This window comes from Planomicrobium sp. CPCC 101079, assembly GCF_007859275.1.
Lineage (GTDB): Bacteria > Bacillota > Bacilli > Bacillales_A > Planococcaceae > Planococcus.
The window spans coordinates 172,531-186,328 of record NZ_VOHC01000028.1; the positions used below are offsets into that span (position 1 = coordinate 172,531).

Consider the following 13,798-nt stretch of genomic DNA (forward strand, 5'->3'; position numbering starts at 1 on the left):
AAGCCATCATTTTTGCTGACGGCTTCGTTGTATAACGCTTAAAACTATTCCACCTATGCCAAACGCTGCCATCAAGCCCCATAAAATCAGCAAGATGGTAGAACCTACCCCTGGAGAGCCTTCGGAATTCGCATAAAACTGGAGGCCAAAAAAAGCTAAGCTGATGGCTGCAATTACAGCGAAATAAGCGATTCGGCCTTTAAAACTAAAATTTCTCATAGAAAAAACTCCTTTGAATGATTGGATTCACTATCGGGCTTTAGGGGGTTCCAAATGAATTTTGGTCCAGACAAGCGTGATTAGCAAGAACAATTCAAACGCATTGGTCGCTGCTGAACTTTTCACTGGAATCGGGACAGCGCTGCCTATAACCATTATAACTGAACCCACCAACATCCATTTCCAGCCTGTTCTTTTCCATAACACGGCACCCGAAAAGACAAGTATTGCAGTCAATAGCAAGACCATGATTGGCGGCCCGGCTGCAGGTTCTGCCGAAACATAGCGCAAAACCCCGTATTCCCGCGTGCTTTCCAAGTTGAGGTTGGCTGTTTCAAAGACATATTCGATTGCTATTAGCGCAAGCGTATAGACTGCAGCGCCAGCCAAAACCGGTGCTTTCTTCACCCAGTCCACGCCGCCCTGATTTAAAGCTCCCCACGAAAATAAGACAAGTGCAGGCGTCAAAAAAGCATGGATCCAAAAACGCGGCACACTTAACTTTTCAAGCAGTTCTCCTTCGCCGATAAATCTGCCGAGCGCAATTATGCCATTATCGTAAATAAGGCCAAGCACCACTAAAAACACAAGCGACATCATATTCCAATTTTTCTGGCGGCTTAGTCCCCATATCAGCACCAGGAGATAAGCTGCTGAAAAGAAAAAGTAAAGAATTGTATCCATGTTTTCTCCTTCCGGAACCGCTCTGTTAGTTTTGTCATTCACTATTCAGGAAGGAATTAAACACTGACGAATGGATAAATAACTGGCACAACTCTTTACTTAAGCAAAAAACGAGTCTGGCTGTAGCCTTCTTTCGATTTTTTCACTTCTAAAATTGCCGGGATAGCTGATTTCAATTCTTGAACGTGGGAGATGACCCCGATCATCCGGCCAGACTTCTGCAAATCGATCAAGGTTTCAATCGATTTGTTCAGCGATTCTTCATCAAGCGAGCCAAATCCTTCGTCGATGAACATGGTGTCTATCGATACACTGCCTTGAAAGCTTTGGATAACATCCGCCATGCCAAGCGCAAGGCATAATGAAGCATTAAACTTCTCTCCGCCCGACAAAGTTTTGACGTCGCGCGTCTGTCCTGTGTACGAATCATAGACATCAAGCCCCAGTCCGCTTTGTTTGCCCCGTGCTTCCTGGCGGTCGCTGCGGATCAAGTAAAATTGGCCATTCGACAATTCTCTCAGACGTTCATTGGCGGAGTGAATGATTTGTTCCAAGTATTCAATTTGCAAGTATCGTTCAAATGAAATTTTTTGCGGGTTCTGGCCGCGGATCATATCATGCAAATCAGCAACCCGGCTCATTTCCTGTTCTGCCTGTGCTGCTAGTTCAGTTGCTTGGGCAATCTTGCCGATCAAAGCCACCGCTGTTTTTTCAAACTCTCTAGAGTGATTCAATTGAGCAAAAGCTTGTTCGTAAATGCGTTTCAATTCAGCAAGCTCGGCTTCGAGATCGGCCGAATTTGTTTTTTCGCGCCCTACGAGCAAAATTTCCAATTCCTTCACTTGTTCAACCAATGTATGGCGGTTCTGCTTATAAACTTCGATTTCTTTTTTCAACGCCATTTGCTCTGATTCTGTCAGTTTTGCTTGATGATAAGCCGATTCCGCTTCAAACGCCGACTTTTGAAGTGCAGCGAAAAACTGTTGGCCGGCCTGTTCTTTTTTATTTTTTACTTCTTCGGCTGTATTTTCGGCATGTTCGAGTGCTACAACTGTAGAAGCTTTTGTTTCTTTCGCCGCTTGGAAACGCTCCTGCGCTTGTGCCCATAGTTTTTCAAGCCGGTCTTTTTCGGCCAAAGCTTGTTGAATATGCTTTTCCAAAACGGCAAGAACCCGGATCTCCTCTGGAATGGACAACAACTGCTGCTCAAAAACAGCTGTCGCTGTCTCAAACACTGCCCGTTGTTTTTGCATGGCCGCTGCCGCATCTTCTCTAAGCCGTTCAAATTGTTCCACTTGTTGCGTCGATTGTCCAAGGGTTTCTTTTAGAGCGCGCAGCTTTTGCTTGTCTTTTTGCAACTCCCCGACTTCCGCATCCAGCTCTTTTCGTTCCGTTTCCAGACCCGGATAGGCTTCTTCCACCAATTCCGGTTTTAATCCAAAGCTAAGCGCTTCCGATTTCTTATCGTCCAACTGTTCAGCCAATGCATTTAATCGGGCTGATGCATCGCGGAATCGGCTGTCCACTTTGTCGAGTTTGGACTTCTCCAAATCGAGCTGCTCCTTCGAAACCATCGATTCATGCGTGTGTTTGATTTTATTGGGATGTTCTAAACTTCCGCATACCGGGCACGCTTCGCCTTCATGCAATTGCTCCGCCAGCACTTTTGCTTGATCAGCAAACCAGCTCGCTTCAAGCTCCGCATAGTGGGCCGCAGCTTGCAGATGCGCCGCTTCCAATGCCCGGCTTTCCTTCTCCTGCTTTGTCCAGCTGCTTTTTGCAGTAAGGAATGCTGCCGCTATTCGGCATTTGTCTTTCACTTCCGCCAAGTTTGCATTTTTCGCATCAAACGCCTCAACTTTTTGCTCCAGCTCTGCCGCTTGTAGGGCTATCTTCTCGCGGACCTGCTTTTCAGTTTGCCAAGTTTCTTCAGCAGATTTCGCCTCTGCCGCCGCTTGTTTTGCCAGCGCTTCAAGTCGCTTGAGTTCCGCTCTTTTCCCGTCCAATTCTTCCACAGCCGGAAGTTTGCTTTGCAATTCGATGACCTTTTTATGAAGCTGCTCCCGCTCACTTTGGCGTTTTTCTTGCACCACAAATTCCGCCTCTGCCGCGCTCCATTGATCAAGAGCGGTCTGTGCATTTTCTTGGGCCGCTTTTAATAGCCCCATTTTCTCAGCTTCACTTGCTTGCAGTTCTCTAAAAAAGTTTTCCAGCCCTTCGATTAAACTTGCGCGTTCCGCATGTTGCAAACGCCGTTCTTTTTCTTCAAAAGCCGGAAGTTCAGCTGTCATCCGCTCCAGCCGTTCTCTTTTTTGCGCCAACTCGTCAAAACGGTCATTCCACTGTTTCGCTTCATGGAAAATCTGCTGTTTTTCTGCATGCCGTTTATAAGCACTTTGGTACACCGTCTCATCCGAAACAATCTTTTCTTCATAAAATTCCGCTTCTTGCCCAAGGGCTGCCATCACTTGGTGAACATTGTAATGGTCGCGCGAAAGCAGCTCAAAAATCGCCGAATCCCGCTCAGGAAGTGAGGATGCAATGCTTCGGATGTGGCTTGCCAAAACCTGCTCTTCCAATTGAAACGCTTTTGCCGCTGCGTCTTTCTTTTGCTTCAGCCGTTCACTAATCATTTTATAAGGTTCGGTTTTGAAAATTTTGCGTAAAATTTCTTCTTTGTTATCGGTTTCCGAAGTCAACAGCTTGCGGAATTCGCCTTGCGGCAACATGACGATTTGGCTGAACTGATTTTGGGACAAGCCGATGATTTCTTCTACTCGGCGGTTGATTTCCGAAACGATTTGCCGTTCGACGCATGGTTTTTCGCCATCTTCACATTTCTCGAAAAACTCATAGCGTTCGCCAGTCGCGCCTTTATTGCCTTTTTTCACATGGCCCATTTGGCGCAAAATCCGGTATACCTTATTATGTATCTCGAATTCCATTTCAACACACGTATGCGTTCCATCATCGGCGAAGTCACTCCGCAAAATCCGTGATTCACTGCGGTCTGAACCGCTTGCCGATCCATAAAGCGCAAAACAAATGCCGTCAAAAATCGTTGTCTTTCCTGAACCGGTGCTCCCTGAGATGACAAACAACTGATTGCCTTGCAAATCTGCAAAATCAATCACTTCTGTTTGTTTATATGGTCCAAACGCGGTCAGTTTTAATTTTAGGGGCCTCATACGCTCACCCCTTCTTTCTTATCGCTTTCTTTACTTAAAAACTCTTCCAATACGTCTTTGAAAATTGCCTCTGTCTCTTTTGAAGCCGCCTCGCCTTTCACTTCTTCGTAAAATGCTTTGAACAGCGACAGTGAATCCATTTTCCTGCGGGCGCCGGTTCCGCTTTGCCCAGCCGTTCCACTGAAGTTTTTCCGTTCCACATGCATGGCATTAGGATACACCGAACGCACTTTTTCCATCGGATACAAAATCGGCGCATCGTCCAACAGTTTGACAAATACAAAATCTTCATTGAGCTCATGCTTCAAAATTTCTTCCATTGTGCCTTCAACCGTCCGCATATCACGGTTTGGCGCAAACAAACGTTTCTCGACTGTCACTTCGCCGCTGGCATTCAGTTCCACCACATGAAATCCTTTTTGGTGCTTTTCTTCAGAAATCGAGTATTTCAGCGGTGATCCCGCATAACGAATGGTGTCATTCAGTACATAATGGGCTTTGTGCAAATGCCCGAGTGCAGTGTAATGAAAGCCGTCAAAATGATGCGCCGAAACATGTTCCGCCCCGCCAATAGCCAGCGGGCGCTCAGAATCGCTCGTATTATCTTCCTGTTCACCGTGCGGCGTAACAAATGCATGTCCGACGAGAACGTGACGGGCGCTAGGATCAAGCGATTGTTTGATATTTTCTGTGATTGCCTTCATGGCATCATTATGCGAACGGATTTCCGGATCATCAAAGGCATATTTAACTAGCGAAGGATCGGTGTACGGGACCAGGTGAAAATGGACTTCCCCGTGTTCATCCTTCAAGATGACCGGCTCATGTTCTTTGTGGACATGCCCAGCGATATGGATGCCGTTCATCTTCATGATGCGGCTGGCAAAATTCAAACGGCCTGGGCTGTCGTGGTTACCTGCTACGGCAAGCACCGGCGTGTTTAACTCCAGGACAATTTTGGCCAATATTTCATCAAGCAAATTGACTGCATCAGTCGGCGGCACCGCCCGGTCGTATAAATCTCCTGCAATGACTACCGCGTCAGGTTGTTCTTCTTCTATGGCAGCGATCAGTTGGTTCAAGACAAAGCGTTGCTCTTCTGTCATGTAAACACCTTGAATCAGCTTGCCTAAATGCCAATCGGCAGTATGGAAAAATTTCATGGTTTCTTGCTCCTTTCCACAGTTAAAAAGAATATATGTTCGTTCCATTATACACGAAATCCGTTCGCTTGTTTCCTTTAAATAATTGGGTTATAATAAGAACAAACGTTCTATTCGAGGGAGTGAAAATCATGAAAGCACAAATTCTCAAAGCCTTTAAACACCAACAACTCATTGACATGATGTACATGGCGAACGATGGTTCCATCAGCAAGCGACGGATTAAAATATTGAAAGTGAGCGGCGACACGTTCCAGGCTTATTGCTTTCTGCGGAACAAAAAACGCACGTTTAAAGTAGAGAATGTGCTTTCATTGATTCCGGTAACGCAAAAAGAACGCCTGATCATCTAATCCGGCTTCCAAATATGTTAAACTGAAAGAAATGGCTGTTGGAGGGATTAGCATGAGATTGACAGTTTACCTGGCCGGAGAAATTCATAGCGCGTGGCGCGAGGAACTTAAGAAAAAAGCATTGGCATTAAGGCTGCCCGTTGATTTTGTCGGACCGATGGAAAATCATGAGCGTTCAGATAACATCGGTGAAGAAATTCTGGGCAAACAGACCGACGCGTTAGCCAAAGACATGACTGCCTCCAGTTTCAACAATCTGCGGACCGGGGTTTTGATCCATAAAGCGGATCTCGTCATCGCTTTTTTTGGTGAGCAGTATAAACAGTGGAATACCGCCATGGATGCCAGTTCCGCGATTGCAGCCGGCAAACCGCTGATCATCATTCGACCTGAAAACCTGCACCATCCGTTAAAAGAGCTGTCCCGAAAAGCGAGCGCTACCGTCGCAACCGTCGACCAAGCCCTCAAAGCATTATCGTATATTTTCGAATGACAAAACACGGCCATTGCAGAGATGGCCGTGTTTTTTTCAGCTTGTTGAGAAAGTTAACGTTGTATGAGCAATCATCCCATAACCGATAGTTCGCCAATCAGCTGCGCTTGCCGCGGGCGAGCGAGGAGGCTTAGGCCGCACCCCGCGGAAAGCGTCCGCTTGGAGCGCAATGTGAAAAGAGCAACAAGAGTTTCTCGACAGCCCAATAAAAAAAACGCCCTAATGGACGTTTTTTTTATTGGTACCAGCTTCCGACAAATGGGTAGTCGAAGCGCTCGCCGTTCAATGCTCTGATGATGCCCAGGATTGGCACGACAACTGTCATAATTCCGAAGATAATTAACATAGGGAAACCGATGATGACAAACATTAGCAGCGTCGAAATGAAAATCAGAACACCCATGACCAACTGGAACAGCAAGGCTTGAATAGACAATTTCTTTACTTCCTTATCGTCCGTAATGAGAAAGACGATAAACGGTACTAGAAATGGAGCAAAAAAGGCACTGGCGTGGACAAGGACTTTTAATCCGGTATTTTGCATAAGTTTCATCTCCAGTCATTTTCTAATACCTGTTATACGAGCGACCAGTTGAAAAGTTCCGCTTTTTATTCACTAATCCGCAAAACAACTTTCCCGAATTGGCTCCCTTCCGATAAACGGTCGAATGCCGCTTGGGCGTCTTCTAACGGAAAGACTTTATCGACAAGCGAATGCGTCCCATGCTGTTCGATATGCGCAAGCATGTCACGCAGTTCTTCCCTGCTGCCCATCGTCGATCCAAACAGCTGGTACTGGCCATAGAAAAATTGGCGAAGGTTGAAATCGACGTTGTCTTCGGTTGTTGCGCCGAAAATAACGATGCGCCCGCCTTTTTTCAATACTTCAAGCGAACGGTTAAAGGTTGCACGCCCTACGCTGTCAATGACGAGGTCAATGGTTTCTCCGGACAGTTCTGTTTTCCAGTCGCTTGCCGTATCGATGGCAATGTCAGCCCCTAACCGTTTCGCATGTGCCAGTTTTTCTTCACTTCGTGATGTCACAATGACTTTTGCGCCCGCATTTTTAGCAAATTGGATCAGGTAAGTGGCCACACCGCCGCCTGCTCCGGGAATAAACACGGTGTCCCCTTTTTTAACTTCTCCTTTTGTAAACAAAGCGCGATAGCCCGTCAACGCAGCCAGCGCCAAAGAGCCTGCTTCTTCCCATGACAAGTAGCCCGGCTTCGGCTCAACTTGCTCAGCTGCTACCACAACCTTCTCAGCGAATGTTCCGTGGTCAGGCATACCAAGAATATCAAACTCTTCCGGCGGGGCATCACTGTTGTCATACCAGCGCAAAGCAGGATTTACAATCACTTCATCTCCCACAGAAACGTCCGAGACTCCTTCACCAACCGATTCAACAATGCCAGCACCGTCTGATCCGATGATCAGCGCTTCCGGATGATTGCCATGGCGCCTTACTAATCCTAGATCCCGGCGGTTTAACCCTGCTGTCCGAAGAGAAACGACAACTTCGCCAGCGCCCGCTTTCGGTTCTTCCATATCTTTAAGCTTCAATTCTCCAGATTCGATTACAAATGCTTTCACCTTTGACATCCTCTCCTTTTTCGTTTTAGATTCCTGCTTATTTCAAGATTTAAATGTATGTATTCTCATAAAGCATCAACTTTGTGTAGATCGTTTCAAGAATCGGAACAGCCACCTTGTGGTCGTTAGCTTTTTTTAGTAAATACCCTTGCAGATGATCCGCTTCAATCGGCAATGACTTTTCCACGTCCCGCTGCATTGAAGATTTCATGCCAGCTGCCATTAGATTGATTTTTTCTATTTGTTCTTGTGCAATGGCTTCTTTGATCGGCGCGCCTATTTTAAACATAATGGCCGCAAGTTCTTCGATGAAAGCGGCAATTGTCCGCCGCCCCGTCTCCAGTTCACGAATCGGGCCGATCGGCGACTCCATTACGGTCGTAATCCCTGACATCGCAGTGATGAATAAATACTTATGCCACATATCCTGATTGATATTTTCACTGAAAACAATATCAGCTTTTGTGCCTTCAAATGCTTTTTGCAGTTTCATGATCCGTTCGGTCTTTTCTCCCGTCCGTTCTCCGTAAACAAGTTGGTTGATGGGACTCGTCTGGATGATTGCCCCGCTTTCATCAAGCGTCGATTCAATAAAGCATAAGCCACCAATAACCGCTCTATCGCCAAACGCGTCTATTAAAGTATCGATATGGGCAATGCCATTTAATAAAGGCAAGATCATCGTCTCTTTTCCGACAAATGGACGCATGTCTTCAATCGCCCCTGAAAGCTGATAAGATTTTGTGGAAACAACCACCACATCAAAAGATTCGCCAGCATTTTCCGCTGTTATTAATTTTGGAGTCAAATGGCTGTCCCCGTTGACACTCGTAGTCCTCAATCCGGTTTCTTCAAGCTGTGCTTTACGTTTTTCACGCACCAAGAAAGTAACATTTTCACCTTTTTCAAGCAACCGGCCGCCAAAATAACCGCCGATTGCACCAGCACCTACAATAAGAATTTTCATCAACTTTTCTCCTTTTCATTGCCTGGGTTAATCTTCATTGTGGAGCAAGTTTTTAAATTGCGCCACAATTCTGCTCTTATAAAAAAGCCCCTTAGCTTGCAAGGAGCTTTTACGGTTTCAATATTAGTTTTCCAATGGCTTCTCTGCCTTGCAGCAAGCGATGCACGCTTTCCGCTTCTGCCAGCGAAAACACTCCGCCGATTGTCAGTTTTAGTTGTCCGCTATTCATATAACCCAGCAATTCTTCGAAACTTTGCTGGAACAGCTCCGGTTTGCGCATAATCTGGGGCAGAGCTACCGTGTGTTCAAAAGGGACACCATCAGGAAGCGCCGTCAAAGTTGCTTCATCGATTGCTGCATATTCCGCATAGCCGCCTGCTTCGATAAGCGCCATTGCCCGCATGCCGACCTTGAATTTTTTTACGTTGCTGCCTACCCCGACACCTACCCCCGCCACTTCAGAACCCGGCACATAGGGCAGTTCGGTGGGTACGACATATTGGCCTTCACTTCGATAAGAACTTCATTTTCTGCCGGTTCCGGTTTATCAATATCCAAAAGCTTCAGCACTTCCGGACCGCCATATTCTTCGAACTTGATAGCTTTCACCGCTTCTCCTCCTTAAACCACATACTGTTCAGCTTCAAGCATTCGCCTTGCGATATACCGCTTTGTTTGATGGCCGCCTTCTCGTTGCATGCGGCTAAGTTCTCCAATTACCGCCAAACTTGCTTCATGCAGTTGTTTTCCTGAAGCGATGCCTTGTATCAATTTTCGGGAAATCATTTCAACTGTCAATAGCGCATCGTCAACAAACGCTTTTGTCAACGCCACTTTTACCGCTTGTTCTTTCTCCTCGCCTTTGTGAAGCGCTTTTGCCGTCCGCAAGACAGTCGATTCCGCTGCAAACAAAGTGATACCGATATCAGCCAGCTTCATGAGTGTTTCTTGTTCTTCCCCCAGAGCTTCCCCAAAAATCTCTGATGCCATGCCGGCTGTAAGCAGGAAAACCCGGCGGATGGCGTGTACTGCTTCTATTTCCCGGGAAATCGAACCGATTGCTTCCACTTTCGGCAAGCGCATCTCAGCCAGCGCCTGACCCACTAAGCGCTCAAACGGAATAATCCCTTTAGCAGCTTGCTTCAGAAAATTACCCGGAATCAATAAACGGTTCACTTCATTTGTCCCTTCAAAAATCCGGTTGATGCGGGAATCCCGGTACATCTGCTCAATTTTATATTCTTTGATATAGCCGTATCCGCCGTGCAATTGCAATGCTTCATCGGCAATAAAATCCAACGTTTCAGAACCGTACACTTTGCATGCAGCACATTCTGTTGCGTATTCCATCATCCGCTTGGCGATTAGTCCGTGGTCTTCCGATTCGTATAAGTCGCCAAGCGCTTCTTCCAAATAGCCGGCTGTCCGGTATTGAAGCGATTCAGCCGCATAGATCCGCAATGCCATATCGGCGATTTTTTCTTGGGTCGCTGTAAAATCAGCAATTGATTTGCCGAACTGCCGGCGCTCTTTCACATATTTCAATGCCAGTTCCAGACCATATTTTGCGGCGCCCATGCAGGCCGAACCAAGATTATAGCGGCCAAGGTTCAATACGTTGAGCGCAATAACATGGCCTTTGCCAATTTCACCAAGCAAGTTTTGCGCCGGTACTTCGCAATCCTCAAAACTGACTGTCCGTGTCGAAGAGCCTTTAATGCCCATTTTCTGCTCTTCCACGCCGAGCGATAAACCGGGACAGTCTTTTTCCACGATAAAGGCGGTAAAATCGGTGCCATTCACTTTAGCGTAGACAATAAAAGTATCTGAAAAAGCGGCATTGGTGATAAACATCTTAGTCCCGTTCAATATGTAATGGGTCCCGGCTTCATTAAGCCTTGCCGTCGTTTTAACAGATAAAGCGTCCGATCCCGCTCCTGGCTCGGTCAGGCAATAAGCGCCGATCCAGTCGCCTGATACCATTTTCGGCAAATACTTTTCTTTTTGGGCGGCTGTGCCAAAATATGTTATTGGCAATGTCGCAATGCACGTATGGTTGGACTGGGCGACGCCATAGCCCCCGGCTGAACCGAGTGATTCACCGACCAAGCCTTTGCTGACCTTGTCCAAGCCGAGACCCCCATAAGTTTCGGGAATGCTGTGTCCTAAGAGGCCTAAATCACCCGCTTTTTTTAACAGCATTTTGACCAATTGAAAATCCTGCTGTTCGATGGCCTCGTTATTCGGCCGTATTTCGCTTTCCAGAAAACGCTTTGCTGTTTTGGCGATCAGCTGGTGTTCATCGGTAAAATCTTCTGGAGTAAAAATGCTTTCCGCCTTTGTTGAACTATAGAGAAAACTTGCTCCGCTATAAGTGAACGTTTTACGTTCCATGCTGTCCCGCCTCCTTTGTTAAATGGTTTTCCAGTTCGCCCTTTAACTCGGCAGGCAATCTTTCGCCTTTTTGTTTCTCAAAATTGAAGTAGACAGCCCCCGCTTCCCCTTTGGCAATCAATTCGCCCGTCTTTTCGTCCATAATTCGATGCACCATCATAAAACTTGAATTCCCAATCCTACTGATTCCCGTAATAACCTTTAAGCTTTGATTAAAATACCCTTGGCGGACAAAATCGCATTTAGCTGATATAAGGATAATTTTCCAATCAGCAATGTTTGTGCCTAGGCCAATTTTCTCGAAAAAGTCGGTACGTGCTTCTTCCAAATAGATAAAGTAGCTGATATTGCTGATATGTCCAAGTGCATCAGTTTCACTAAAACGCACTTTTATAGTTGTTTCATGGGCCATTTCTTCCCTCTCCTTCCTGGTTGCCGTGGGAAGGGCTCTGTTTCTCCATGCCGATTCCCCTTATATTGCGTGCATGCCGCCGTCTACAATGACCACATCTCCGGTGATATAATCCGACGCTTTTGAGGCCAAGAATAAAGCTGCGCCTTTTAAATCTTCATCTGTTCCGAACCGCTTAAGCGGCGTGTGTTCCAGAAGTTGCCGGCCGCCTCTTTCAATCAACACTTCCGACATTTTTGTAGGGAAAAATCCAGGAGCCAGCGCATTGACGTTAATATTATACTGGCCCCATTTCGCAGCGAGATCTTTCGTGAACGTAATGACCGCGCCTTTGCTGGTGTTGTAGCCGATGGTGTCCATGAAACGGGGATCAATTCCCCCAAGACCGGCGACAGAAGCGATATTAATGATTTTCCCGCCGCCTTGTTTAATCATTGTTTCTCCTACTTCGCGGCTCATCAAAAACGTGCCGTTGACATTGACATCCATAACCTTTTGCCAGGCTTCAAACGGCATTTCCAAAACAGGCGCTCCCCAAGTGGCACCGGAATTGTTTACTAAAATATCGACTGCCCCAAATTCCGTTATTGTTTGCTGCACCACATTTTTCACATCTTCCGGATTGGTGACATCACAAGCAAGCGCCAATGAACGTACACCTTTTTCTTTCAGCTTATCGCTCATTTCCCGGCACGCTTCAATCTTTCTCGAACAAATGACTACGTTAGCCCCTGCCTCCGCGAATCCTTCAGCAATTTGGGCGCCAAGTCCGCGGCCTCCTCCTGTTACGATTGCTGTTTTGCCATCTAGCCTAAACAAATCCATTACGTTCATTGTCTGCCTCCTCCGTTTCCTTAGACACCGGTTACATACCGACTAGTTGGTATTTTCTAAATACTTAAACAATATGTTAACGCTTTCATAATAGGAATGCAACACGCCAAATTTTTTTGCAGCAGGCATTTGCCCATTTCTAAAACAAAAATGGCCTTCAAGTTCAATTGCAACTTGAGGGCCATCTAATGTTCATTTTTCTGCGTCGTCTTTTTCACCTTGGTCATCCTGCTCTTTTCCGGCTTGGTCCGCTTTTTTAAAATCGTCGGCATAGTTCACCTTTTGTGCCGCCTTCAAATCCAACTCATCTTTTGCCAGTTGTTCATGTGGCTCTTTGTTATTGCTCATGTAATATGCCTCCTTTCATATGTACGGTTGTCTACTTCTCCAAAAGAAATGCCTAACGGAACACGTTTTCCAACTTTCTTTCCACGCTCCGTTTCAATTTGTTTTCCCGTTCAACAAGACACTAAACAAGAGATTTCGTTCCACTTTTCAATCCTTGGGCAGATGCGGCAAAAACAGTTCCATTTGCCGCAAGTCCACATTTCCTCCAGATAAAATTGCGGCAATATTTTTATCAGCCATCTCGAGTTTGCCAGAAAGTATAGCGGCGGCCGCCACCGCACTGGAAGGCTCAATCAGCTGCTTTGTCCGCTCGGCCATAAATTGGAATGCTTCTTTGATTTCTTCTTCTGCCACCAAAATGATTCCGTCCAAATGCTTCTGTAAAATCGGGAATGTCAAATCACCTGGCTGTGAAGTCCGCAACCCATCTGCAATTGTCGCCGTCCCTTGAATCGCTGTGATTCTATTGTTCTTAAGTGATAAGTACGTATCATTAGCGAATTCCGGTTCGGCAGCAATCACCTTTACATTCGGCTGAGCAGCTTTGACGGCTGTCAATATGCCGGCGATTAATCCGCCTCCTCCAACGGGAACCACAATGGCGTCCACTTCCGGCACTTGATCGAGCAGTTCCAGCCCAACCGTGCCTTGGCCAGCGATAATGTGCGGATGGTCATAAGGCGGCACATAAAAGCCATTGTTTTCCCCAGCGAGCTGGACCGCTTTCGGGATTCGCTCAGCAGATGTGGTACCGCAATACACCACTTCCCCCTTGTACGCTTTAATGGCTGCAACCTTCGCGCGGTTTGCGTCTTCTGGAACGACAATAATTGCAGGAATGCCCAATTCAGCAGCTATATATGCTACAGCCTGGCCATGGTTGCCGGATGAAGCCGCCGTGACAAGACGGGCTCCTTCCTTAACTGCTTGTATGACCGCATTTGCAGCGCCGCGCAATTTAAAAGAGCCGGTTTTTTGAAGATGTTCTGATTTGAGATAAATGCGATTTCCACTTTTTTCATCCAGTAAAGCTGAAGTTAAAACCGGTGTTTGATGAATGATGCCTTTCAGTTCCTGCTGCGCTTTTTTTACATCATTTAGATTGACCATAGCTTCCCTCCTTTATGGAAGCCATTTTAACACAAATAGT

General features: G+C 46.4%; 14 protein-coding genes and 1 pseudogene. 2 read left to right on the top strand and 13 right to left on the bottom strand.

All coding sequences use genetic code 11. The annotated features are described in order from the left end of the window. Positions 1 to 6: 6 nt before the first annotated feature. From FQV28_RS12975 to FQV28_RS12990, 4 genes are all read right to left on the bottom strand, one after another. Positions 7 to 219 (bottom strand): hypothetical protein, encoded by a 213-nt coding sequence (locus tag FQV28_RS12975; protein WP_146496920.1) that lies wholly within the window; start codon positions 217 to 219, stop codon positions 7 to 9. A gap of 30 nt (positions 220 to 249) precedes the next feature. Next, entirely contained in the window at positions 250 to 903 is a 654-nt protein-coding gene (locus tag FQV28_RS12980) for a hypothetical protein (protein ID WP_146496921.1), read from the bottom strand. Positions 904 to 998: 95 nt separating this feature from the next. Beyond that, entirely contained in the window at positions 999 to 4,091 is a 3,093-nt protein-coding gene (locus FQV28_RS12985) for an AAA family ATPase (RefSeq protein WP_146496922.1), read from the bottom strand. Then, positions 4,088 to 5,254, bottom strand: coding sequence for an exonuclease SbcCD subunit D (locus tag FQV28_RS12990; protein WP_146496923.1), 1,167 nt, complete (start codon positions 5,252 to 5,254; stop codon positions 4,088 to 4,090). The genes FQV28_RS12985 and FQV28_RS12990 overlap by 4 nt, the downstream gene beginning before the upstream one ends. Positions 5,255 to 5,385: 131 nt before the next feature. Between FQV28_RS12990 and FQV28_RS12995 the strand changes: the two genes are divergently transcribed. Further along, on the top strand, positions 5,386 to 5,607 hold the full coding sequence (locus FQV28_RS12995) for a transcriptional regulator (protein ID WP_146496924.1): 222 nt from the start codon (positions 5,386 to 5,388) through the stop codon (positions 5,605 to 5,607). Between the two features lie 52 nt (positions 5,608 to 5,659). Next, complete coding sequence (locus tag FQV28_RS13000; RefSeq protein ID WP_146496925.1) at positions 5,660 to 6,100, top strand: YtoQ family protein; 441 nt, start codon at positions 5,660 to 5,662, stop codon at positions 6,098 to 6,100. Between the two features lie 235 nt (positions 6,101 to 6,335). On the opposite strand, the gene FQV28_RS13005 is transcribed toward FQV28_RS13000, so the two are convergent. The 9 genes and pseudogenes from FQV28_RS13005 to FQV28_RS13045 all read right to left on the bottom strand — a co-directional run bounded on the left by FQV28_RS13005 (position 6,336) and on the right by FQV28_RS13045 (position 13,758). Further along, positions 6,336 to 6,644, bottom strand: a complete 309-nt coding sequence (locus tag FQV28_RS13005) for a DUF4870 domain-containing protein (protein WP_146496926.1) — start codon at positions 6,642 to 6,644, stop codon at positions 6,336 to 6,338. 65 nt (positions 6,645 to 6,709) lie between these two features. Next, a complete protein-coding gene (locus FQV28_RS13010; protein WP_146496927.1) occupies positions 6,710 to 7,693 on the bottom strand; it encodes a zinc-binding dehydrogenase in 984 nt (327 codons plus the stop codon). Between the two features lie 49 nt (positions 7,694 to 7,742). Continuing rightward, the gene (locus FQV28_RS13015; RefSeq protein ID WP_146496928.1) at positions 7,743 to 8,660 is read right to left on the bottom strand and encodes a ketopantoate reductase family protein; all 918 of its coding nucleotides are present in this window, start codon (positions 8,658 to 8,660) and stop codon (positions 7,743 to 7,745) included. 109 nt (positions 8,661 to 8,769) lie between these two features. After that, positions 8,770 to 9,269 (bottom strand): annotated as a pseudogene (locus FQV28_RS13020) (zinc-binding dehydrogenase). 12 nt (positions 9,270 to 9,281) lie between these two features. Then, the gene (locus FQV28_RS13025; RefSeq protein ID WP_146496929.1) at positions 9,282 to 11,054 is read right to left on the bottom strand and encodes an acyl-CoA dehydrogenase family protein; all 1,773 of its coding nucleotides are present in this window, start codon (positions 11,052 to 11,054) and stop codon (positions 9,282 to 9,284) included. Beyond that, complete coding sequence (locus tag FQV28_RS13030) at positions 11,044 to 11,466, bottom strand: acyl-CoA thioesterase (RefSeq protein WP_146496930.1); 423 nt, start codon at positions 11,464 to 11,466, stop codon at positions 11,044 to 11,046. Before FQV28_RS13030 ends, FQV28_RS13025 begins: the two co-directional genes overlap by 11 nt. A gap of 60 nt (positions 11,467 to 11,526) precedes the next feature. Then, positions 11,527 to 12,300 (bottom strand): SDR family oxidoreductase, encoded by a 774-nt coding sequence (locus FQV28_RS13035; protein ID WP_146496931.1) that lies wholly within the window; start codon positions 12,298 to 12,300, stop codon positions 11,527 to 11,529. A 192-nt stretch (positions 12,301 to 12,492) separates the two neighbouring features. Beyond that, complete coding sequence (locus tag FQV28_RS13040) at positions 12,493 to 12,648, bottom strand: YfhE family protein (protein WP_146496932.1); 156 nt, start codon at positions 12,646 to 12,648, stop codon at positions 12,493 to 12,495. A 147-nt stretch (positions 12,649 to 12,795) separates the two neighbouring features. Next, positions 12,796 to 13,758, bottom strand: a complete 963-nt coding sequence (locus FQV28_RS13045; protein ID WP_146496933.1) for a threonine ammonia-lyase — start codon at positions 13,756 to 13,758, stop codon at positions 12,796 to 12,798. Positions 13,759 to 13,798 lie beyond the last annotated feature (40 nt).